Here is a 21,563-nt window from a genome sequence, read left to right as displayed (position 1 = left end):
GCAATTCACTTTAAAAGATTTATGATGAGCATAACTGCCATGATAGCAAATTAATGCCAATGACACAGAAAAAGCATCCTACACCACCGCAAATTTTGTCTAATGAAGTTGTCGCTAAAAGCCGACTATTTACTGTTGAATCTCTCGAATTGAAGTTCTCAAATGACGAGCAAAGGCAATACGAAAGAATTCGTGGCGGTGGCAGAGGTGCCGTTATGATTGTACCTGTAACGGCCGATAACGAACTGTTATTAGTGCGAGAGTATTGTGCGGGTACCAATGATTATCAGTTGGGTTTTCCAAAAGGTTTAATTGACCCAGGTGAAACACCTGAGCAAGCTGCCGACCGCGAGCTCAAAGAAGAGGTTGGCTTTGGTGCTAAGCATTTCGCTGAACTTAAAAAAGTCAGTATGGCACCTAGTTACTTTAATGCCACTATGCATATTTTGTATGCCGAAGATCTTTACCCTGAAACCTTGCCTGGTGATGAGCCAGAACCGCTTGTTGTGGTGAAATGGCCAATGAGTGATTGGCAATCATTATTGCAACAAGAAGACTTTACTGAAGCACGAAGTGTCGCAGCTTTGCTATTATTAACAAAGTACTTAGAGTCGGGAGCGGGCAATGAATGATTTTTTAGAACCGTGCATTCGGTTAGCTGAGCAAGCGGGCGATGCCATTATGGCAATTTATCAGCAGGATGATATTGGTGCTGAGCAAAAGTCAGATCATACTCCGGTCACCAAGGCCGATTTAGCATCTAACGATGTATTAATGGCAGGTTTAAAGGCTATAGCACCTGATATTCCAATTATGTCAGAAGAAACACCCATTCCAGCACTTGCAGACAGAAAAGATTGGCATCGTTATTGGTTACTTGATCCAATGGATGGTACGGGTGAGTTTATTCTCGAAAGTGGTGATTTTGCAGTAAATATCGCTTTAGTTGAAAATAATCGTCCAGTTCTTGGCGTTATTCATTGGCCAGCGAAACAAATAACTTATTTTGCAAGTTACCAAAATGGTGCATTTAAACGTGAAAATGGCCAAGATCAGCAAATTTCAGTAGCAACACCCGATAATTTAACCTTAGCTGTAAGCCGCAGACAAAAAATTGAAGCTGTAAGCCAGTATCTAAATACTCAGTTTGCGACTGTGGCATTAGGCTCATGTTCACTAAAAGCTTGTATCATAGCAGAAGGTAAAGCCGATTGTTTTTTACGAATAGGGCCAACAGGTGAGTGGGATACCGGCGCTTCGCAAGTGATTGTTGAAGAAGCCGGAGGATGTATTACGGATGCTGAATTTAACCCACTCACTTATAATCAACGTGAAAGTACCGAGAATCCAGACTTTATCGTCATGGGGCACCCTGATTGGGAATGGCAAAAAATGATTAGTCCTCATCAGCGCGGATTTTAGTGTAGTTTTGTGTGCTTTTTGTTCGGTTGAGGCTCTATTTCAATTATAACGCTTGATTTCTAATTTAATTGCTATATTATAGCGCTCTCTTCGGAACAAGGCATGGTTAACATGTTAACGTTACTTAGAGATTACAGGCGCGGGATGGAGCAGCCTGGTAGCTCGTCGGGCTCATAACCCGAAGGTCGTCGGTTCAAATCCGGCTCCCGCAACCAATTTTCTGAATTGGCTGACTTCTTAAATTAAGTGAGAAGTAAAATAAACTTAATAATTACAGGCGCGGGATGGAGCAGCCTGGTAGCTCGTCGGGCTCATAACCCGAAGGTCGTCGGTTCAAATCCGGCTCCCGCAACCAATTTTCTGAATTGGAAGCCAAGTTGTCATGTAAAGCAACTTTAAATAAATCTACAATTTCAGGCGCGGGATGGAGCAGCCTGGTAGCTCGTCGGGCTCATAACCCGAAGGTCGTCGGTTCAAATCCGGCTCCCGCAACCAACTGAAATTAAAATTTATAGTAATCAGGCACGCGAAAGCGTGTTTTTTTATGCCTGAAATTTAGGAGCCATGAGCCGAAGGTCGTCGGTTCGCTCTCATTAGCCACAGCTCCCGCAAGCAACTGAAATTAAAATTTATAGTAATCAGGCACGCGAAAGCGTGTTTTTTTATGCCTGATATTTAGGAGCCATGCGCCGAAGGTCGTCGGTTCGCTCTCATTAGCCACAGCTCCCGCAACCAACTGAAATTAAAATTTATAGTAATCAGGCACGCGAAAGCGTGTTTTTTTATGCCTAAAATTTAGGTGCCATGAGCCGAAGGTCGTCGGTTCGCTCTCATTAGCCACAGCTCCTGCAAGCAACTGAAATTAAAATTTATAGTAATCAGGCACGCGAAAGCGTGTTTTTTATGCTTGAAAAAGTTTTAAGCCCTAAGCCCTAAGCTTTAAGCAGATCGAATGGGTGGGTTTTAGACAGAGAACACTTGACTCAAGTTTGTTATTAGTTAGTTTTTTACCGCTTACCGCTTACCGCTTACCGCTTACCGCTTACCGCTTACCGCTTACCGCTTACCGCTTACCGCTTACCGCTTACCGCTTACCGCTTACCGCTTACCGCTTACCGCTTACCGTTTAATTTCCGATGAACTTATTCGTTCATTTGTCACTCTTATAAACAAAAACGGAGCGCTTGGGTGTTAAAAAGGAATTATAAAGCATGGATCATTTCAATTACGCTGCATGTTTTGTTATTGCTGCTATTTATTCAACATGGCAAATTTGTGAAACGGCCTTCAGTTGCCGAGCCACCAAAAGTAATCAACGCTTATGTGAGTGTTGATTTAACTGCGTTACCGAGTGTTAAGAAAACCCAAGAAAAACCTTCACCAGAACAGCCACAAATAATGCCAGATGAGGCTAAGGCTGTGCCGCAAAAAGAAGGTATACCGAAGAATGGCTCTGAACAGGTAAAAGATGCTAAAGCACTTGAAAGCTTGGTTAGTGAGCAGAGACAAGTGAGCACTGAAAACTCAAAAACAGCTGCGATACCCTTTAAAAAGCTCAACCCTTATGCGCCAATTCCACAGCTTAATTTTGAAAATAGCGCTACTAGTGCCTCTGCATTTGGACAGGTTGAAGCCGCACATAATAATTCGTCTGTAGGCAGGGTTACAGTGCCTGCGCAATTAACCGTCTCTGATAAAGCAACCGTCGTTTGGCAAAGTGGCGATGGCAGCAAGCGTACCGAGATGCTTAATGGTCAGTGCTATGACATTGACCTTAATTCGGTGTTTGGTAAATCTGGAGTGCCAAGCGGATCCCCAAGACCCTGTGAAGATAAAGAAGCAAAACTATTTAAACAAATTATGAATAAATGGGGTAAAAAATAATAACAAAACACTTTACCTCAACTTAACTTGAGCTTTTAAAGTGATTTTTTTTGTTATGGATATCCCTATGAGCTCACTAGAAAACTATTTATTAAGCCTACAGATCAATTGCTATCACACGTCAGTGATACAGGTTTATCAAGTGCAAAAGCACATTTGGCAGTCATTACAAAATAATTCTAGTTATGCGCAGAATGTAATCGAAGAGTTTCAATTAAATGGGCAACCTATGGGTTACCAGCAGAAAGCGCTATTTACACTGGTTTTACAGCACCTCGGTTACAAAATACAGCCAACACCAGAAAACACTTTGTCGGTAAGGCATAACCATTTGTTACATGACATTCGTCTCGTCGAGCAGTTAAACGTATTCGAGGGTTAGGTCATGTTTTGTCGTTTAAAAAGGCACTTAGCCGAAACTAAGCGCCTTGGCTTAACGAAGTTACCAAATCATTTCTACAAATTCTGGGTGATCCACAAATGGGTTGCGGTTACCTTGATGTTCATAAGCAGCTTGGTTACGGTCAAGCTCTAATTGGCTAACAGGATCCTCATTATGCCATTTTAATAACATAGCAACGACCCAGCTCTCAAATACCTGATTTGATGAACCATTCAGTACAGCGTTACTGTAGGTTGTGTTGTTTTGCCATGAGCCAATCACGTTTTCATAGCGTGTTGCCATATAGAAATACGCTCTTGCAAAGTCACCTTTAAATTCATCAATAGGTTCAAAAACCGTTCCTGAGTAATTTAATGAGCTAGCAGCGCTGCCTAATTTGCTGCCGTTACTAGAGGTATAGCTTGCACTAGCTACTTCACCAAATGGGTAGTTACTACGTTTTGAGTTGACATAACCATCAGTGGCAAAAATGTGATGTACGTCTGAATTCATTGGTTCAACTGTTCCACCAAACCAACTTTTCGGGAAAGAATGCTCACGGTTATAGCAATCTGCTTCGCTGTTGTATGTACCACATTGATCGCTCACAGCAACATAGTTGTAGCTGTCTTGGCCTGCCGGGTTTTCTGAATAACGGTCTAAAATTGAGTTGTCATTTTCAAAATACTTATCGCGTGAAGCAACATCGTAAAAACTCCAAATTGCTGAATAGCCCTGCGAGTTGTGACCTTTAATGATGTTGTATAACTCTGTTTTCAGTGCATAACCACTAAGGCCTTGCGTTGTAACATAGTATCCAGTTGGCTCAGTTGGTGTCGTACCACCACCGTCACCGCCGCCTGAGCTATCACCTAAACTAAACGGCGTAGCTTCTGAGCTTTGGAAGCTTGCACCACTAGCAAGTACTGTTTGACCTGACGAAAGGCTATAGCTACCGTTACCGTAAGAGCAACATATGCCATCACCATAACTATCAAAAATAGTAAAGGTATAGTCACCATCAGTTAAACATGCTTGCTCACTGTACTGAGTATTTGCTGCATAGCTGCCGCCTGCTGCCACTGCACTACCTTGGCTATTAGTGATTTGCCAGCTGGTTTCTTCCCCATAGTTATCGGTAGTGAGGGTCAAAGATACTTGGTTATCTGCGCAGCTGCCCATAGGAGGTGGGGTTGAGCCTGTGCTTGGTGCCAAGTTATCTACATAAACTACTTCGCTGCCATCAAAACCTGCGACGTCGTAAAAGCGTAAGCCAACATTAATAGACGTTGTTGCAGAGGCTGTATACTGGTAACTGACTTGTTGCCACTGATTAGTTAATGCTGAATTAGAATAGCCTTGATAGCCATCAACCACTAAGCGTGCTTTTACGCCGCCTTCTGTATGGTAAACCCAAGCAGAAAACTCATAACTTTCGCCCGCCACAACATCAACTAATTGTTGTAAATCGGTATTACTTTGCGTGCCAGTATTTACCACGACTTGCGCTGAGTAATTACCTGAGTAAACCACATTACTATTAGCGCTAAGACTAATACCGCTATCTATGATGCTCCAGCTTGCAGGGCTATTTGCTGACCAAGTTTCGAAGTCGGCATTATTAACATTTGCAAATGCTGAACTCGCTAGACACAGTAAGCCACTGGCTAGCATATATTTATTACATGTCCCGTGTGACATTGTAGTTTCCTTTTTATATTTTAATAGTTTTTACTGTTCTCAAAATGAACACAGCGAGTATAGGCTAATTGGCTTATGTTGCAATAATGTTAATTAATAAAAGTTTCTTATTTAGGAGTTTTTGCTTTTAACATGTTTTTTTTGGATAAATGCTAAATTAATAACTAAATGGAATATAAAAGCAGATTCTATTCTTTTTTAATCGCATCAGACCTCGTTATTCTTCACGCTCAGATAAACCTTTAAAGCATTTCTATTTGGTCTTTAAAGTCGAAAAAATTGTTCGCGAAATGACAGTAGCAAGTTCATTTCGCAGTTAACTTTTCAGGGTTACGAGGAATAAATTCATGTTGTTAAGTCAACTAAATGCAGCGGCGAGCCCGCTATCGCAAGAGCAAGTACAAAAGCTGCAAGGCTTAGTGGCTGAACTTAATCCAATTCAGCAAGCGTGGGTAAGTGGTTACTTAGCTGCTAATGCCAACGCAGGTGCAATAACGGGTGGTGTTGCTGCCGCTCCAGCTGCTAGTGATGCTGCACCGTTAACTATTTTATACGGCTCTCAAACGGGTAACGCAAAAGGCGTTGCGACTAAGTTAAAAGAGCAAGCAGAGTCGCGCGGTCTAACTGTTAAGCTAGTAAACATGGCTGATTACAAACCAACTGCCCTGAAAAAAGAAAAGTTCATTACTGTTGTTGTTTCAACCTATGGTGAGGGCGAGCCACCAGAAGATGCTGAAAGCCTACATGAATTCTTAACGACTAAAAAAGCACCAAAACTAGATGGTGTTAAAGTGGCTGTGATTGGCTTAGGTGATTCAAGCTACGAGTTCTTCTGCCAAACAGCAAAAGATTTCGAAGAGCGTTTTAACAAGCTTGGCGCAGAAACTATTTTCCAGCGTGCTGACTTAGACGTTGATTACGATGATGAAGCTGCGAAGTGGATTGATGGTGCTCTCGATGCGTTCGAGCCAGATCTTAAAGCGCAGCAAACGAGTGGTGGTCAAGTTGTAGCTATGCCATTTGGGGCAGCTGCACCAGCAGCAAGTCAGTACACTAAGCAAAATCCATTTGCTGCAGAACTAAGTGTTGTGCAAAAAATTACGGGTCGTGACTCAAGCAAAGATGTTCGTCATGTTGAAATTTCTTTAGAAGGTTCAGACATCACCTATACACCGGGTGATTCGCTAGGTGTTTACTTCTTAAATGACGAAGCACTTGTAGATGAAGTACTTTCGCTTACACAAATCGATGCATCTAGCACGATTAAATTAGGCGACGAAGAGCTGAGTATTCGTGATGCATTAATCGAAAAATTAGAATTAACCCAGTCATATCCAGGTTTTGTTGAAAAATACGCAACAGCAACTGGCAACCCTGAATTATTAAAGTTAGTTGAAGATAAAGCAGCAATGCGTGAGTACATCGAACCTCGCCAAATCTTCGATATTATTCGTCAAAACCCAGCTCAGCTTGAAGCGCAAACTTTAGTAGATTGCTTACGTAAACTACAAGCACGTTTATATTCGATTGCATCTAGCCAAGCCGAAGTTGAAGAAGAAGTTCACTTAACTGTGGGGCTGGTTGAGTTTGATGCATTCGGTAGCGAACACTTAGGTGGTTGTTCTGGCTATTTAGCACGTCGTGCTGAAGAAGGCTGTAAAGTAAAAGTATTTAGCGAGCATAACGATAATTTCCGTCTACCGGCTAATGATGAAACGCCAATTATCATGGTAGGCCCGGGAACTGGTATTGCACCATTCCGTGCGTTTTTACAAGAGCGTGATGCCCGCGAAGCAAGCGGTAAAAACTGGTTATTCTTTGGTAACCCACATTTTACTCAAGACTTCTTATACCAAGTTGAAATTCAAGGTTACTTGAAATCAGGCTTGCTCACTAAAGTGGATGTGGCGTTTAGTCGCGATCAAGCCGAGAAGGTATATGTTCAAGATAAACTTCGCAAAAACAGCCAAGAAATATTTGCTTGGCTAGAAGCGGGTGCTCATTTCTATATCTGTGGTGATGCAAACCGTATGGCGAAAGATGTTCATCAGGCGCTTGTTGATATCATTAAAGAAAATAGCGGTAAAGATGACGAACAAGCAGAGCAATATTTAAAAGATTTACGTAGCGCAAATCGCTATCAGAAAGACGTGTACTAATCACGTTTAAAAGCTAACAGCCGTCACTGTAACAAATTTAGGAAATACCATGAGCGAACAAGACAAAAACGTAAAGCTTTCTGATAACGAGCGTTTGAAAAGAGAAAGTAACTTTTTACGTGGCACAATTGAACAAGATTTAAAAGACGAGATCACCGGTGGTTTCACTGCTGATAACTTCCAACTGATCCGTTTCCACGGCATGTACCAGCAAGATGACCGTGATATTCGTCCTGAGCGAGCTAAACAAAAATTAGAGCCGTTACATAACGTTATGTTACGTGCTCGTATGCCAGGCGGCATCATCAAACCAGAGCAATGGTTAGCGATTGATAAGTTTGCTGAAGAGAAAACCAGCTATGGCAGTATTCGTTTAACGACGCGTCAAACGTTCCAGTTCCATGGTGTGCTTAAGCCAAACATTAAAGGCATGCACCAAATGCTTAATAGCGTGGGCATTGACTCAATTGCAACTGCTGGCGATGTAAACCGAAACGTATTATGTACGACGAACCCAGTTGAATCTGAGCTTCACCAAGAAGCTTACGAATGGGCTGCTAAGATATCTGAACACCTATTACCAAAAACCAAAGCGTACGCTGAAATTTGGTTAGATGGTGAAAAGAGTGAAACCACTGAAGAGCCAATTTTAGGTTCAACTTACTTACCGCGTAAGTTTAAAACCACAGTAACAATTCCACCGAACAATGAAGTGGATGTTCATGCTAACGACTTAAACTTCGTGGCGATTGCAGAAAACGGCAAGTTAGTTGGTTTTAACGTGTTAGTCGGTGGTGGTCTTGCGATGACTCACGGTGATACAGCAACGTATCCTCGTAAAGCGGATGACTTTGGCTTTATTCCACTTGAGCACACCCTAAAAATTGCTGAGCACGTTGTGTCTGTACAGCGTGATTGGGGTAACCGCTCAAATCGTAAAAATGCGAAAACTAAGTACACACTAGACCGTGTAGGTTCTGATGTATTTAAAGCAGAAGTTGAAAAACGTGCCGGTGTTCAGTTCGAGCAGAGCCGCCCGTATGAGTTTACTCACCGTGGTGACCGTATCGGTTGGGTTGAAGGTATTGATGGTAAGCACCACTTAACGCTGTTTATCCAAAGTGGACGTATTTTAGATTACCCAAATCAACCTCTTAAAACAGGCTGCCGTAAAATTGCAGAAATTCACCAAGGTGATTTCCGTATGACGGCAAACCAAAACTTGATCATCGCAGGTGTTCCTGCTGATCAAAAAGCCGTGATCGAAGAGATTGCGCGCAACCATGGCTTAATTGATGACAGTCATACAGAGCAGCGTAAAAATTCAATGGCGTGTGTGGCATTACCAACTTGTCCATTAGCGATGGCAGAAGCTGAGCGTTATTTACCAAGCTTAATTGAGAAGACTGAAGCGCTATTAGCTAAGCACGGCATTAGTGATGACAATATCATTATGCGTGTTGTTGGCTGCCCGAATGGCTGTGGCCGAGCAATGTTGGCTGAAGCGGGTCTTGTTGGTAAAGGTCCGGGTAAATACAACGTGTACTTAGGTGGTAACCGTGAAGGTACGCGTATTCCTAAATTGTATTTAGAAAATGTTGGCGAAGAGGTATACCTAGACGCATTCGATAAGCTAATCGGCCAATGGGCAAGTGAGCGTAATGACGGTGAGTGTTTTGGTGATTTTGTAATTCGCAAAGGCATTGTTGCTGAAGTCAAAGTTTCAGTAACCGATTTTCACGCATAATTTTATAAGCGACACCGCTTTAAGGTTTGGAATTAACCATGAGTGAATTTAAAGACATCTTAACGATGAGCAAAGAAGACCAAACAGCCATGCTGGCTGATATTAATGGTCTTCTGGCTGATAAAAGCGCTGAGGAGCGTGTTGCGTGGGCACTTGAAAACTTACCAAGCACGCACTTTTTGTCGTCTAGTTTTGGTATTCAAGCGGCTGTGATGTTGCACTTAGTGACATCACAGCAGCCAGATATTCCAGTGGTACTGACTGACACTGGTTATTTGTTTCCTGAAACCTACCAGTTCATCGAGCAAATGACAGAGCGACTTGCGCTTAATCTTAAAGTTTATAAAGCTGAGCTTAGTCCTGCGTGGCAAGAAGCGAAGTTTGGTAAACTTTGGGAGCAAGGTGAAGCTGGCATCAAACAGTACAATCAACTTAATAAAGTTGAGCCAATGAGCCGCGCATTAAACGAACTGGAAGCCGGTACGTGGTTTAGCGGTTTACGCCGTGACCAATCATCAAGTCGTGCTGATAAGCAGATTGTTGAAATTAGCCGAGGTACAGTGAAAGTGTATCCACTTATTGAGTGGAACAACCGAGATATTTATCAGTACCTAACTAAGCACGATTTGCCGTATCACCCACTTTGGGAGCAAGGCTATGTGTCGATGGGGGATGTACACACGACCCGTAAACTTGAGCCTGGAATGACAGAAGAAGAGACTCGTTTCTTCGGTTTAAACCGTGAATGTGGTTTACATATTGATGGTGATGGTATCTAATCCTAAATTCCTATCAGAATTTTCGTAAAGCGCGACCTAGGTTGCGCTTTTTTTGTATTATTTATATACAATTCTCAGGCGTAATTTTGTGAGAGAAATCTATGACTCGTGTTGTTGCTTTATTACTGTTAATTATTGCGCCATTGACTCGGGCTGAAATGCTCAAAGTTGCGCTGTATGACACAGATTATCCCCCTTATCACTTCGCCGATAGTGGCCAGAAGGGACTTGTTGATGAGCTATTAATTCGTTTTGCTGAAAAATACAATCATAATATTCAATATATCCTTGTACCAGAGGTGCGCTCGCAGCACTTACTTGATGAAGGCAAAGTCGACGCTCGTTTAGAGTCTGAACAATGGTATCGAGGAAACAACCAATATTATTGGAGTGATAGTATTTCCGTTGTTGAGGATATTCTTGTAATGCCATCTGGTTGCCATATTCCTAAACTTGATAAACTCAATGGCTATGTTTTAATGGCTCGGTTTGGTTATACCTACCCGCAGTTTGAATCTATGTTTGCTTCAGGAGAGCTACATCGCGAGGACTTTTATTCTGAGATTGAAATGCTTAACGCTTTGGTTGATATGGAACAAAACCAACGCGTTGCCGTCATCGCAAAAAATACTCTACAGTGGTATAAATCGAAGAATAAAATTTTTAACAAATTCACTGTGAGTGATTACAGTGTTGGCAAAGCGCCGATGCAACTACAGTTTGCTTATAATGAAAAAGGAAAACGAATGAGTGAGCAATTCAGTAAGTTTATTAAAAATCTTAAATCAACTGGTGAATTTGCTAAGATTGAGAGTAACTACCAATAATAGGTAAATGGAATGATTAAGCGTTTTTGTTATCTTGCCGTTATGATGTTACTGACCAGTGTGGCGCTGCTATTTTACATTAAAAAGCCAGACGGTAGGCCTTACCTAGAGCTTAGTATGTTTGAGCGTTACTCAGAAAAAGTTAGCGATGATGTGAGTGATTTTGCTTCGCAGGGTGCCGATACCTTAAGCATTCAAGCTAAAAAACTAACTGAGAAATTGAACTTTAACAAAGATGTAAATGCACCTGTTTTAGTTTATAAATGGCAAGATGAACAGGGTCAGTGGCACTATGCTGATACACCTCACCCAAATTACGCTAGTACCGCAGTAAGTTTAGATCCGAACGAGATAACGGTGCTACCTGCAGAGACTTTTCAGGCTGATGAAAAGCAACCAGCAGTAGTTAAAGCTGACGAAAAATCTTCAGCACTTGGAGTATACGACCCTAAAAATGTACAAAAGATGATGCAAGAAGCCGAGCAGGTAAAACAGCTCATGGAGCAGCGTACTAAGCAGCTTGAAAAGCAGCTAAAAGAGCAAGGTGGCAATTAACTTTGCTTGTTCTGTGCGGTGAGGTCACTTTCCATTTTCATCAGTAAAATAGTGAGATAAATTTTTGTTGGCAGTGAGAATAGCACACCAACAGCAATACACGCTGCGCTGATCATTATGCCATGCACACCCATGCTATCACCTAAGTAATTGCCGGCTAATAAAGAATGCCCCAAAACGATTAAGCATAAACCTAAAATGATGAAGGTTTTTAAGATTCGAATGATGTTTCGTTCAGTCATACAAGCACCTCACTTTAGCCTTAATTAAAGTGTAGGTGCTGTGGTTATTTAATAGATTGTTCTAAATCAAGCAATTGTTGATTATCTATCCAGTTTTACAGGACCGTTGATGTTATCGATACTTAAATCACCTGAACCTGCTTCGATAATTGTCAGGCCTAGTGTGTCATCAACATAAATACTGCCAGAGCCATCGGTCATAATAACAAGTCCTTTGATTTGTCTTACATCTATATCACCAGATCCGTCTTCGATAGTAAGTGCACCCGCCAGTGTTTTAACGCTGATACTACCTGATTCATCAATAATACGTGCTGGACCTTGGCTGTTCTCGATGCGGATATCTCCTGAGTCATCTTCAATATCAATACGTCCTTGGCCTTGGTCTATCATAATTGAACCAGAGTCATCTTCAATGTTGATATTTCCGCTTACATTGCTAATGCGAATATCGCCCGAGTCATCATCAATATTAATATTGTGACCACCTTCGATCAAAATTGATCCTGAGTCATCATCAATGCTGATATCGTTTTGCATTGCACGTATAACGATGTCACCTGAGTCATCATCGATATCCAGTTTAAGGTTGCTAGGTACAGAGACAATTAAATCAATATGAGGTGATGAACCACTGTAAAACGACAAGCTACCATTATTGAGCTTGCTGATAAGCTCTGCGGTGTCGCCGTGCTTTTCGAGGGTTAGTGTATAGGTTTCATCGCCTTTAGCCGCATAGATATTGGCATTCACAGTGATAGCTGTGGCGTTATGGTCGCCTTTGATGATCAGAGAACCTGCTTCGGCATCAATTTTTAATTCGCTTATATCTGCAGCCGAAACGTTTAAGTCTTGTTGTTTTTGTTCTGCGATTTGACCCGGAGAGACATGAATAACACAGCCAGTTAATAATAAACTTGATGAGATGGCAGTCGCGCAAATTGCGCGTTTGAATGAGGCAATAGTCATATGGATTCCAAAGTTATTGTGATTTTTATCTGGTTAGTATTTGCAAACTATGGTCCAATTTTAACATGCTGATTTTTATGTGCTTTTCATTTTTTGTAAATAATTGTGTTGGTCTAAACTGCAATTAATTGGTGTTTTAAACAAAAAAAGGGGCTGAAAATTCAGCCCCTTAGTTAACTTAAATCAATTACTGCTCAGCCAGCATATTACGCAGTACATACTGTAAAATACCGCCGTGCTTGTAGTAATCCCATTCTTTAGGGGTGTCTATACGCACATCAACACTAAAGCTAATTTGTTTGCCTTCACTGTTAGTGGCAATTACGCTTACTTCATTGGTTTTGTCGTATAAACCTTCAAAATCGAATGACTCTTGACCTGTTAGGCCCAGTGATTCATAGCTTTCACCTTCTTTAAATTGCAGTGGTAATACACCCATACCAATGAGGTTAGAACGGTGAATACGCTCATAACTTTGTGCAATAACGGCTTTAACACCAAGTAATAGTGAACCTTTAGCCGCCCAATCTCGTGATGAACCTGTGCCATATTCCGCGCCTGCTAAAATAATGAGTGGCGTGCCATCTTGTTGATATTGCATGGCTGCATCATAAATACTAGCGAGCTCATCGTTTGGTTGTATACGGGTAACACCGCCTTCAGTACCCGGTGCTAATAGATTACGTAAACGCACATTGGCAAAGGTGCCGCGCATCATTACTTCGTGATTACCACGGCGCGAACCATATGAGTTAAATTGTGCTTTTTGTACGCCATGCTCTTGCAAGTAAAGACCTGCTGGGGCATCTGCTTTAATCGCACCCGCTGGTGAAATATGGTCAGTGGTTACTGAGTCACCTAGTTTAGCTAAACAGCGTGCACCACTTATGCTTGGGATCCCTGGAGGCTCAATCTCCATGCCATCAAAGAATGGCGCTCTTTTAATATAGGTTGACGCATCATCCCAATCATAAAGTTTGCCATCAGGAATTTGAATTTTTTGCCAACGATCATCGCCTTGATACACATTGCTATAGCTTGATGCGAACATTTCTTTGGTTACTGTTTCACGGACTAGCTCGCTAACTTCACTGACACTTGGCCAGATATTTTTTAGGTAAATGTCATTACCATTAGGATCTTGTGCAAGGGGCTCGTTATAAACGTCTATATCTGTACGACCAGCTATAGCGTATGCAACCACAAGTGGTGGTGACGCTAAGAAGTTCATTTTCACATCTTGGTGAATACGGCCTTCAAAGTTACGATTACCCGATAAAATAGAGCTGACTACTAGTTTATGTTTTTGAATTGCATCAGTGATTTCATCAGCTAAAGGTCCAGAGTTACCGATACAGGTTGTACAACCATAACCAACAAGATTAAAGCCTAAAGCATCTAAATCATCCATTAAGTCGGCTTTTTTCAAGTAATCAGTCACGACTTGTGAGCCTGGAGCAAGTGAGGTTTTTACCCATGGCTTAACCTTTAAGCCTAATTGCTTGGCTTTTTTAGCAACTAAACCTGCAGCTAAAATAACACTTGGGTTTGAGGTGTTTGTACAGCTTGTAATTGCTGCAATCACACAAGCACCATCTTTAAGCTCAAACTCTTCGCCTTTAAAGTTAACTTTAGCTGCACCCATATATTGCGCTTCGTTCACTGGCTCATCAGGATTGGTTGCTGGGCCTTCATCTTCAATGCGAGCCTCTTGAACATCACTTTTATCACGGTGTTGCATGCGCTCATCTTGGAAGCCTTTTAAGTGCTCACCAATGATATCACCAGCTTTGTCTAGGGCGATTCTATCTTGTGGGCGTTTTGGGCCGGCAAGGCTCGGCACTACATCATCAAGCGATAGCTCAAGTGTGTCGGTATAATGAGCTTCATCGCCAGGATTACGCCACAAGCCTTGATGCTTCGCATAGTCTTCGATGAGTTTAAGTTGTTTGTCATCGCGGTTTGTTAAACGCAGGTAGTTAATGGTTTCATCATCGATTGGGAAAATACCGCAGGTTGCTCCATACTCCGGCGCCATGTTTGCGATAGTTGCACGGTCTGCAAGTGGTAAATCAGCAAGACCATCACCATAAAACTCAACAAATTTACCCACGACACCATGCTTGCGCAGCATTTCTGTCACGGTTAGCACAAGATCTGTTGCGGTCGTACCTTCTGGCAGGCGACCATTGAGCTTAAAGCCGACGACTTGTGGAATGAGTAAGCTGATTGGTTGACCAAGCATTGCTGCTTCGGCCTCAATACCACCCACTCCCCAGCCAAGTACCCCAAGACCATTGATCATGGTGGTGTGCGAATCGGTTCCGACTAGGGTATCTGGGTAGGCGAGTGATTTACCATTTTTACTATCGTTAAACACCACACGGGCTAAATATTCTAAATTAACTTGGTGTACGATGCCGGTAGCTGGTGGCACGACTTTCAAATTATCGAAGGCGGTTTGTCCCCAGCGTAAAAATTCGTAACGCTCTTTGTTACGCTCATATTCAAGTTTTGCATTTAAGTCGAATGAGCCATCTTCACCATAGCCATCAACTTGCACTGAGTGGTCTATTACCAGCTCAGCAGGCGATAGCGGGTTAATTTTCGCAGGGTCGCCACCAAGTTTTTCCATGGCATCACGCATCGCAGCTAAATCAACTATGGCTGGAACACCCGTAAAGTCTTGCATTACAACACGAGCAGGCGTAAACGCCACTTCTGCTGACGGTTTGGCTTGTGGGTCCCAGTTTAATAAGGCATCGATGTCTTGCTTTTTAATATTTACGCCGTCTTCATTGCGCAATAGGTTTTCAAGTAAGATTTTTAATGAGAATGGCAGACGTTTTGCTTTGTCGCCTAACCCTTGTAAAGAGTGAATATGATATTGCTCACCATTAATCGTAAGCTGCTTTTGGGTATCAAAACTGTTATTCATTATTTGCCCCTGTGGTTTGAGCAAGCAGTTTGGCTTGCCTTGTTGTTTCCTTTTCGAAATTGACACAGCGTTATTGCAAACTTAATACCAGCTGAGAAATTCATCTAGCTGATGAAAAAATATGCTATCTAATATAGTTGATGCCGATGTGATTTATTTCAAGGGATAGGGACAGATAAATGGGTAGTTATTTTAAACTACCCTCAGAAATAAGTGCTTTTAGTTGAGCCAGTTTTGTTGTTTACCTTTATGGCTAATAAACAGTAATAGTAAACCAATAACGATCACGCAGAATGGCATTGCTAATGCGCTAGTACCAAACATGGCAAGGCTATCTATCACCACAAAATTATAATATTGCTGGACTAATACGGCGATAAACGAGATTAAAAATAGCTCGCGTGCCAGGGCTTTTTTTGCCAGTAATAAGATGCTCGCAAAGCTTGCTGCAAATACGGCTATTGCAAAGGCAGCCGTTGACCAGAGCGGGATGTCGCGGTATGCGGCTTGTTGTGCTTCAGGGAGTTGGCTAATCATTTCGGGTGTTATCAACAGCTGCATTACAAATGCAATGACGCCTAAAAGATTCCAAACAAATGCTGCCCAAGCAAGTGGCTTGAGCCAAGACGGAGGAGCCATAAATCACCTTTTATTGTTGTTATTATCGCATCCAATTAAAGGTGATTTATGCTAACTAAGCAAGATTTAGTTAACCAAAAGAGATAGGGCGGCGGCCGGTTTTTTCGTCCACTTTTGGCTTTTTAGTACGTTTACGCTTTGATTTTTTTGGCGCTTCTTCACTGTTTTGTGGTTGTGCTTTTTGAACAGATTCCGGTGGGCGAGGATTCGGTGTAGCATCTTCACTTAATGTGAGTTGGAACAATTCACCATCAAAAGCCAGCACGTCACCACTGTATAATTTTTTCCGCTTTATTGTACAAATTTCATAGTTAACCCCAACATAACCTTCACCAATTAAGGCTTTTGCTTGGCCACCTGTTTCGACTAGGTCGAGCACTTTTAGCAAGTTGCATAGTTCTATTGGCTCTTCTTCTAGTTCAATTTCGATGAAATCTTCGTTCATGTTGGTCTCTCTTAATTCAATCGCAGCCATTATAAAGCCTAGCACTCAATTGAACCAAGATTAAATTTTTAAGCTCTTCAAGCGGTTAAAATTTACAGCAATAAATAATCTTAAATTTTTACAAAAAGTAAAAAAACTGCAGTATTTACTGGGTACACTGCGCGCGTTTGGAATTGGTGTACAAATTGCTAAATGCATGTCCGTTTCATTTTTTATTCGTTCAGGAGAAGTTGTAATGGGCGTAAGATCAGCGCTAAGAAAAGAGTTAATGGGTTTGCAAGATTCGTCATTGCTTGCAGCAGATGATGTGCGAGCTTTGTTAACACAAACAATTAAGTCTCAGCCTGAAAAATCAGAACAAGGTTTTGCGTTAATTTTGCGATTTAATGATAATCATAGCCAGCTGAGTTCAGGGGAAACAAATAAAGAAAAACTGCTCCAGCATCAAACCCACCGTTTATTTAAAGATATTCTATATACCCGTCAAAGTGTTAATAGTTGGCTGAAAAAACATCTTAATTAATTGATTTATTGTTTTTCTCACTTTAGACTACAGTTGTAATCCAAAGTGAGAAAGAAAATGAAAAGGATAATTTCAGCAGCCCTATTTTTAATTTTGGCAGGTTGTCAGCAACCAACAGTGTACGTATACACTGAAAAACTTGATGAACAACAGCTGCACACATTAGAGCAAGCTTTAAATAAGCAAAGCTTACCTTATGAATACACAAAGCTACCTATTCCAAGAGACTTTGCTGATGCGACCTTAATGTTATCGAGCGATAAAATTCTGACTCATGAAACCGAGCAACTTGCAGAAATTATGCAGGGGCTGGGTTATCAAGCTGAAATTAAGTACACCACAGATGCCAATCACTTTTACAATCATGGAAATATTGGCTTTTACTTAAGGGCTAAAAATACTGCAACTAGTTTTACTATGCCGACTCGTGTACTCACCACTGGATGTGTTGAAGACAAGTACAATGATCTTGCTGTTACATTTAATGACAAGCAGGCACACTTTACCCTTGCAAGCGGTAGAAAAGTCTCACTAGATTGGGATTATTTATATGGCTACTTAGTCATTTATTATAAAAATTACTCGCAAACATACAGTCATTTAACGCCAAAAGTGAGTACCCCTTTTGGTCTAAAACCATCTGATACTTATCGTTATACGGCTCGCGTTAATAAGCCCAGTTGGTTGAATTGCTCATTGCAAGTGGTGTATATGGACTAACTACCTGATTCGAGGTAATTACTGAGTTTAGTAATACGCTCACTCATGCCTTCGATTATGCGATCTTTAATTTTCTCGCGGATCACATTGGGTAAGCGGATGAGTGCTTCAGGGGTGATAGCTAACAAAATGGTATCGACTCTAGCGCGTGCACTGGTGCTGTGCTCTCGGTTATTAATAAATGCGCCTTCACCGATAAACTCACCGGGCTCGATTGTGCCAAGTTCAAGTAAGTGACTTTGTTTGAACACCATGAGTGAGCCACTTAGCACAATATAAAGTCGTTTATCAGTATCATATTGTTTGAAAACTGCGCGGCCCTGTTTGACCAAATATAAATGACTGAAGGACTCTAATAACACTTGTCGCTCACTGAGAGTAAACTCCCTAAAAAACGGCAATCTGTTAATAATTTCCATTTGTTTAATGAGTGGAATGTGCTCGATTAAATTCATTGACTCACATCGGTATAGCTTAAAATTAGCTAATATTGCGCTCTTTTAGCTTGCGGGTCAATGTATTGCGACCCCAGCCAATCTTTACTGCGGCTTCTTGCTTGTGGCCAGCACAGTTGGCAAGAGCTGTTTTAATCAAGCGAGTTTCAAGTTGAGCTTGAATAGCTGGCCAAATATTTGTTTTGCCTTGCTTAAGTTCAAGGTTAAGCCATTGTTGAAATGCATCCAGCCAATCACCTTCTTGCTCAGTAGGCTCGACAGCAACAATCTCCGGTGGTAAATCTTGTTCACTGATAAGCTCACCCGGTGCCATTACGGTTAACCAGCGGCAAGTATTCTCTAGTTGTCGCACGTTACCAGGCCAATTAAACAAGCGTAGCTGCTCTGTGGCTTTTGGGCTTAATATTTTGCTTTCAACTTGTAGCTCTTTGGCACTTTTATGTAAAAAGTGTTGTGCTAGTCGTTCAATATCTTCAGTACGTTCGCGTAGGGCAGGTAAGCGTAAGCGCACAACATTCAAACGATGAAATAAATCGTCACGAAATTTGCCTTGTTTTACTAAATCTTCTAGATTCTGGTGCGTAGCAGCAATAATACGTACATCAACTTTAATGCTTTGATGACCACCAACACGATAAAACTCGCCATCAGCTAAAACGCGCAATAAACGTGTTTGTACGTCGAGTGGCATGTCACCAATTTCATCTAAAAATAAGGTGCCGCCATTTGCTTGCTCGAAGCGGCCTTTACGGATGCTGTCTGCCCCTGTAAATGCGCCTTTTTCGTGACCAAATAGCTCTGACTCTACTAACTCTTTAGGAATTGCAGCCATATTCAGGGCGATGAATTGGTTTTCTTTGCGTGGGCTGTGATTATGAAGGGCACTGGCGACAAGCTCTTTACCTGTCCCTGACTCACCGTTAATCAACACACTCATACTTGATGCTGATAATTTACCAATCGCGCGAAACACCTCCTGCATAGCGGGTGCTTCACCTATTATATGTGCATTAGTTTGTGGTGCTTGTTTTCGCTTAGTTTTTTTCGTGGAATTAGCTCGGCATGCACTTTCTACCAGCGCTACAGCTTCATCTAAGTCAAACGGTTTGGCAAGGTACTCAAATGCGCCTTTTTGGAATGCATTAACCGCCGAATCTAAGTCAGAGTGAGCAGTCATGATGATCACCGGTAAGCCCGGGTTTTGTTCAGCAATGGTTTCAAGTAACGCCATACCATCCATACCTGGCATACGCACATCAGATACCAATACCGTGGGCTGGCTAAACTTTAATGCATTAAGCACATCTTGTGCGTTTGCATAGCTTTCAGTTTCAAATCCTGCACGTGCCAACGCTTTTTCTAGTACAAAGCGAATTGAGGCATCATCATCAACTAACCAGACTGTTTTCATGACTACTCCAAAAAACCATTAATCCGTAAAAGGCAAATAGATATTAAACTCTGTATGGCCTGGCCAACTGTCACAATCAATGTGGCCGTCATGTTGGTCAACCAAGGTTTGCGCTATCGATAAACCAAGCCCTGATCCATTTTCTTTGTTGGTGATCATTGGGTAGAACAAGGTTTCACGTAAACTCTTGTCTATACCTGGGCCGTTATCTGAAATTTGTATCAGCAAGGTCTTTTTCGGTGCTTTACCAGGGCGTCTGTGTTGATGATTGATGCGGGTTTTTATTCTTATCTCACCACCATCAACGAGTGCCTGTTGTGCATTACGAATAATGTTCAGTACCACTTGTTGAATTTTACTTTGATCGATGTATACGCTTGGTATACTTGGATCATAGTCTTTCACTAAAGTGATATTGGCATTGTTGTCTAACATGCTCAGTTTAATCACTGACTCTAAAGCTTGGTGAATATTGCCATAAGATTTATGTGGCAATTGATTCGGACCAAGTAAACGGTCTACAAGCTCGCGTAAACGGTCGGCTTGTTCAATGATTAATTCAGCACATTGATCTCGTTCTTGCTGATCAACCTCATACTGCAATAATTGCGCCGCTCCGCGAATTCCACCTAAAGGATTTTTAATTTCGTGTGCTAAACCACGAATTAAGTTTCGTGCAGCTTGATATTGATGCATTTGATTAGAGGCTTGATCGTGACGGATTTCATCATCCATTTGACGGCATTCGAACAATATATAGTGACTATCGTTGTGACTTATACGTCGTGTACTAATGGTCAATTTTGCATGACGAGAATCAACGAACACTACGTCAGCTCTATGCTGATGGCAATCGACACCATCGAATAATGAATATTGAGCTATGCGCTTTAAGTCTATTGAGTGGTAGTTAAATAAGTTGTCGAAAGGTTGATTGATGATTCGCTTCGGGCCTAAACCTAAAAGCTCACTGGCGCTATCATTGGCATAAACCAGTTTAAAATCATGGTCGAGTAGAATAACGGCAGTACTTAAATTTTTCCAAATACTGTCGAGCAATTCAGAATTAAAGTGTGTATCACTGAGCATGGTTGCACCATTTTAGTGCGTTTCGATTTATTGCAGCTTAGCATATTCTTTTTGCGTTGCGAGACGTTAAGTTGAAATATTAGTTTCCACTAATTACAGAAGCTCTATGCATGAAAAAGGTGCTGATTGGGCTAACCGAAACGAGTTTATTATTAGCATCATAAAGTTTTGCTTGTAATGTGTGTTCACCGCGGTTGACCTCTCTTAGTGCAAAGGTCGTACTATTACTAGGTTCACTATGGGGCGTACCGTCAAGTAAAAGCTGTACTTTAAACCCTGTTTCAAAGCGTGGGCTAATTCGCGCAGTAACGTATACAGAGCCGGTATTTTCGCGAACAGTGGCTTCGTTTTTAGGAGATGAAATACTGACTTTAAATTTAATAGGTGTGGTGTTTGGCGCGCCCCTATCAAGTATACTGGTATCGGTAGCTGGCATAGTCAAATTTTGGGTATTTATTTTTACTTCGATAGCACCAGGTCGCGGTGTATCAGAAAATACTAAAACGCCGTTCTTATCTTTCCAAGAATATACTTTTTGCGCTGCGCTATAGCCAAAAAAGCTTATAAAAATCAGCAATAATACTAATAAAGTTGTGCTTTTCACCCTGCAACCCTGCATTTTTTATTTAAATAAAACTGTAGAGTAGAACCCGCTCAATTACCATTAAAAAAGCCC

22 protein-coding genes and 3 tRNA genes are annotated in these 21,563 nt (G+C 41.6%); 15 read left to right on the top strand and 10 right to left on the bottom strand.

The window, feature by feature from the left end; genetic code table 11:
- Positions 1-59: 59 nt before the first annotated feature.
- From nudE to EVU92_RS03370, 8 genes are all read left to right on the top strand, one after another.
- On the top strand, positions 60-632 hold the full coding sequence (gene nudE, locus EVU92_RS03405) for an ADP compounds hydrolase NudE (protein ID WP_205987937.1): 573 nt from the start codon (positions 60-62) through the stop codon (positions 630-632).
- Positions 625-1,422: a 3'(2'),5'-bisphosphate nucleotidase CysQ gene (gene cysQ / locus EVU92_RS03400; RefSeq protein WP_130050018.1), complete on the top strand. Its 798-nt coding sequence runs from the start codon at positions 625-627 to the stop codon at positions 1,420-1,422. The genes nudE and cysQ overlap by 8 nt, the downstream gene beginning before the upstream one ends.
- 138 nt (positions 1,423-1,560) lie before the next feature.
- A tRNA-Met gene (locus tag EVU92_RS03395) sits at positions 1,561-1,637 on the top strand.
- Positions 1,638-1,700: 63 nt separating this feature from the next.
- A tRNA-Met gene (locus EVU92_RS03390) sits at positions 1,701-1,777 on the top strand.
- 63 nt (positions 1,778-1,840) lie between these two features.
- Positions 1,841-1,917: transfer RNA gene (locus tag EVU92_RS03385), tRNA-Met, on the top strand.
- 461 nt (positions 1,918-2,378) lie between these two features.
- A complete protein-coding gene (locus EVU92_RS03380) occupies positions 2,379-2,552 on the top strand; it encodes an alpha/beta hydrolase (RefSeq protein ID WP_130050017.1) in 174 nt (57 codons plus the stop codon).
- 145 nt (positions 2,553-2,697) lie between these two features.
- Complete coding sequence (locus EVU92_RS03375; RefSeq protein ID WP_130050016.1) at positions 2,698-3,306, top strand: hypothetical protein; 609 nt, start codon at positions 2,698-2,700, stop codon at positions 3,304-3,306.
- A gap of 67 nt (positions 3,307-3,373) precedes the next feature.
- Positions 3,374-3,688 (top strand): hypothetical protein, encoded by a 315-nt coding sequence (locus EVU92_RS03370; RefSeq protein ID WP_130050015.1) that lies wholly within the window; start codon positions 3,374-3,376, stop codon positions 3,686-3,688.
- 60 nt (positions 3,689-3,748) lie between these two features.
- On the opposite strand, the gene EVU92_RS03365 is transcribed toward EVU92_RS03370, so the two are convergent.
- Positions 3,749-5,389 carry an endonuclease gene (locus EVU92_RS03365; RefSeq protein ID WP_130050014.1) on the bottom strand — a complete coding sequence of 547 codons (1,641 nt, stop codon included), beginning with the start codon at positions 5,387-5,389 and terminating at the stop codon, positions 3,749-3,751.
- Between the two features lie 347 nt (positions 5,390-5,736).
- Between EVU92_RS03365 and EVU92_RS03360 the strand changes: the two genes are divergently transcribed.
- The 5 genes from EVU92_RS03360 (at position 5,737) to EVU92_RS03340 (ending at position 11,456) form a co-directional block, all read left to right on the top strand.
- Positions 5,737-7,548, top strand: coding sequence for an assimilatory sulfite reductase (NADPH) flavoprotein subunit (locus EVU92_RS03360; protein WP_130050013.1), 1,812 nt, complete (start codon positions 5,737-5,739; stop codon positions 7,546-7,548).
- 49 nt (positions 7,549-7,597) lie between these two features.
- Positions 7,598-9,295, top strand: coding sequence for an assimilatory sulfite reductase (NADPH) hemoprotein subunit (cysI, locus tag EVU92_RS03355; protein WP_130050012.1), 1,698 nt, complete (start codon positions 7,598-7,600; stop codon positions 9,293-9,295).
- A gap of 38 nt (positions 9,296-9,333) precedes the next feature.
- A complete protein-coding gene (locus EVU92_RS03350; protein ID WP_130050011.1) occupies positions 9,334-10,074 on the top strand; it encodes a phosphoadenylyl-sulfate reductase in 741 nt (246 codons plus the stop codon).
- Positions 10,075-10,175: 101 nt separating this feature from the next.
- Positions 10,176-10,901: a transporter substrate-binding domain-containing protein gene (locus EVU92_RS03345; RefSeq protein WP_130050010.1), complete on the top strand. Its 726-nt coding sequence runs from the start codon at positions 10,176-10,178 to the stop codon at positions 10,899-10,901.
- Between the two features lie 12 nt (positions 10,902-10,913).
- Positions 10,914-11,456 carry a DUF4124 domain-containing protein gene (locus tag EVU92_RS03340; protein ID WP_130050009.1) on the top strand — a complete coding sequence of 181 codons (543 nt, stop codon included), beginning with the start codon at positions 10,914-10,916 and terminating at the stop codon, positions 11,454-11,456.
- Here the strand turns inward: EVU92_RS03340 and EVU92_RS03335 are convergent.
- The 5 genes from EVU92_RS03335 to EVU92_RS03315 all read right to left on the bottom strand — a co-directional run bounded on the left by EVU92_RS03335 (position 11,453) and on the right by EVU92_RS03315 (position 16,689).
- The gene (locus tag EVU92_RS03335; RefSeq protein WP_130050008.1) at positions 11,453-11,698 is read right to left on the bottom strand and encodes a hypothetical protein; all 246 of its coding nucleotides are present in this window, start codon (positions 11,696-11,698) and stop codon (positions 11,453-11,455) included. The two genes, EVU92_RS03340 and EVU92_RS03335, sit on opposite strands and share 4 nt — an antisense overlap.
- A gap of 81 nt (positions 11,699-11,779) precedes the next feature.
- On the bottom strand, positions 11,780-12,667 hold the full coding sequence (locus EVU92_RS03330; RefSeq protein ID WP_130050007.1) for a DUF4097 family beta strand repeat-containing protein: 888 nt from the start codon (positions 12,665-12,667) through the stop codon (positions 11,780-11,782).
- Positions 12,668-12,854: 187 nt separating this feature from the next.
- Positions 12,855-15,605, bottom strand: coding sequence for an aconitate hydratase AcnA (gene acnA / locus EVU92_RS03325; protein ID WP_130050006.1), 2,751 nt, complete (start codon positions 15,603-15,605; stop codon positions 12,855-12,857).
- 219 nt (positions 15,606-15,824) lie between these two features.
- Positions 15,825-16,244: a hypothetical protein gene (locus EVU92_RS03320; RefSeq protein WP_130050005.1), complete on the bottom strand. Its 420-nt coding sequence runs from the start codon at positions 16,242-16,244 to the stop codon at positions 15,825-15,827.
- 70 nt (positions 16,245-16,314) lie between these two features.
- Positions 16,315-16,689, bottom strand: coding sequence for an RNA-binding S4 domain-containing protein (locus EVU92_RS03315; RefSeq protein WP_130052215.1), 375 nt, complete (start codon positions 16,687-16,689; stop codon positions 16,315-16,317).
- A gap of 235 nt (positions 16,690-16,924) precedes the next feature.
- Here EVU92_RS03315 and EVU92_RS03310 point away from each other — a divergent pair, with 235 nt between their 5' ends.
- Both EVU92_RS03310 and EVU92_RS03305 read left to right on the top strand, forming a co-directional pair.
- On the top strand, positions 16,925-17,212 hold the full coding sequence (locus tag EVU92_RS03310) for a hypothetical protein (RefSeq protein WP_130050004.1): 288 nt from the start codon (positions 16,925-16,927) through the stop codon (positions 17,210-17,212).
- 57 nt (positions 17,213-17,269) lie between these two features.
- Positions 17,270-17,932 carry a hypothetical protein gene (locus EVU92_RS03305; RefSeq protein ID WP_130050003.1) on the top strand — a complete coding sequence of 221 codons (663 nt, stop codon included), beginning with the start codon at positions 17,270-17,272 and terminating at the stop codon, positions 17,930-17,932.
- Here the strand turns inward: EVU92_RS03305 and EVU92_RS03300 are convergent.
- The 4 genes from EVU92_RS03300 to EVU92_RS03285 all read right to left on the bottom strand — a co-directional run bounded on the left by EVU92_RS03300 (position 17,929) and on the right by EVU92_RS03285 (position 21,491).
- On the bottom strand, positions 17,929-18,387 hold the full coding sequence (locus EVU92_RS03300; protein WP_130050002.1) for a cyclic nucleotide-binding domain-containing protein: 459 nt from the start codon (positions 18,385-18,387) through the stop codon (positions 17,929-17,931). The genes EVU92_RS03305 and EVU92_RS03300 overlap by 4 nt on opposite strands.
- A gap of 25 nt (positions 18,388-18,412) precedes the next feature.
- The gene (ntrC, locus tag EVU92_RS03295) at positions 18,413-19,798 is read right to left on the bottom strand and encodes a nitrogen regulation protein NR(I) (protein ID WP_130050001.1); all 1,386 of its coding nucleotides are present in this window, start codon (positions 19,796-19,798) and stop codon (positions 18,413-18,415) included.
- A gap of 18 nt (positions 19,799-19,816) precedes the next feature.
- Positions 19,817-20,887, bottom strand: a complete 1,071-nt coding sequence (glnL, locus tag EVU92_RS03290) for a nitrogen regulation protein NR(II) (RefSeq protein WP_130050000.1) — start codon at positions 20,885-20,887, stop codon at positions 19,817-19,819.
- A 79-nt stretch (positions 20,888-20,966) separates the two neighbouring features.
- The gene (locus tag EVU92_RS03285; RefSeq protein ID WP_233786779.1) at positions 20,967-21,491 is read right to left on the bottom strand and encodes a DUF4124 domain-containing protein; all 525 of its coding nucleotides are present in this window, start codon (positions 21,489-21,491) and stop codon (positions 20,967-20,969) included.
- Positions 21,492-21,563 lie beyond the last annotated feature (72 nt).

Source organism: Pseudoalteromonas sp. MEBiC 03485 (assembly GCF_004195145.1).
Lineage (GTDB): Bacteria > Pseudomonadota > Gammaproteobacteria > Enterobacterales > Alteromonadaceae > Pseudoalteromonas > Pseudoalteromonas apostichopi.
Note: the sequence above shows the minus strand (reverse complement) of the source record. Positions and strands in the feature narration are given on the sequence as shown.

Excerpts from the sequence above, each read along its gene's own strand:
- EVU92_RS03305 (WP_130050003.1), top strand. The coding sequence starts at position 17,270 with ATGAAAAGGATAATTTCAGCAGCCCTATTTTTAATTTTGGCAGGTTGT.
- EVU92_RS03320 (WP_130050005.1), bottom strand. The coding sequence starts at position 16,244 with ATGGCTCCTCCGTCTTGGCTCAAGCCACTTGCTTGGGCAGCATTTGTT.
- cysQ (WP_130050018.1), top strand. The coding sequence starts at position 625 with ATGAATGATTTTTTAGAACCGTGCATTCGGTTAGCTGAGCAAGCGGGC.
- acnA (WP_130050006.1), bottom strand. The coding sequence starts at position 15,605 with ATGAATAACAGTTTTGATACCCAAAAGCAGCTTACGATTAATGGTGAG.
- EVU92_RS03345 (WP_130050010.1), top strand. The coding sequence starts at position 10,176 with ATGACTCGTGTTGTTGCTTTATTACTGTTAATTATTGCGCCATTGACT.
- EVU92_RS03310 (WP_130050004.1), top strand. The coding sequence starts at position 16,925 with ATGGGCGTAAGATCAGCGCTAAGAAAAGAGTTAATGGGTTTGCAAGAT.
- EVU92_RS03350 (WP_130050011.1), top strand. The coding sequence starts at position 9,334 with ATGAGTGAATTTAAAGACATCTTAACGATGAGCAAAGAAGACCAAACA.
- ntrC (WP_130050001.1), bottom strand. The coding sequence starts at position 19,798 with ATGAAAACAGTCTGGTTAGTTGATGATGATGCCTCAATTCGCTTTGTA.
- glnL (WP_130050000.1), bottom strand. The coding sequence starts at position 20,887 with ATGCTCAGTGATACACACTTTAATTCTGAATTGCTCGACAGTATTTGG.
- EVU92_RS03365 (WP_130050014.1), bottom strand. The coding sequence starts at position 5,389 with ATGTCACACGGGACATGTAATAAATATATGCTAGCCAGTGGCTTACTG.
- EVU92_RS03370 (WP_130050015.1), top strand. The coding sequence starts at position 3,374 with ATGAGCTCACTAGAAAACTATTTATTAAGCCTACAGATCAATTGCTAT.
- EVU92_RS03330 (WP_130050007.1), bottom strand. The coding sequence starts at position 12,667 with ATGACTATTGCCTCATTCAAACGCGCAATTTGCGCGACTGCCATCTCA.
- EVU92_RS03315 (WP_130052215.1), bottom strand. The coding sequence starts at position 16,689 with ATGAACGAAGATTTCATCGAAATTGAACTAGAAGAAGAGCCAATAGAA.
- EVU92_RS03340 (WP_130050009.1), top strand. The coding sequence starts at position 10,914 with ATGATTAAGCGTTTTTGTTATCTTGCCGTTATGATGTTACTGACCAGT.
- nudE (WP_205987937.1), top strand. The coding sequence starts at position 60 with ATGACACAGAAAAAGCATCCTACACCACCGCAAATTTTGTCTAATGAA.
- EVU92_RS03360 (WP_130050013.1), top strand. The coding sequence starts at position 5,737 with ATGTTGTTAAGTCAACTAAATGCAGCGGCGAGCCCGCTATCGCAAGAG.
- EVU92_RS03300 (WP_130050002.1), bottom strand. The coding sequence starts at position 18,387 with ATGAATTTAATCGAGCACATTCCACTCATTAAACAAATGGAAATTATT.
- EVU92_RS03335 (WP_130050008.1), bottom strand. The coding sequence starts at position 11,698 with ATGACTGAACGAAACATCATTCGAATCTTAAAAACCTTCATCATTTTA.
- cysI (WP_130050012.1), top strand. The coding sequence starts at position 7,598 with ATGAGCGAACAAGACAAAAACGTAAAGCTTTCTGATAACGAGCGTTTG.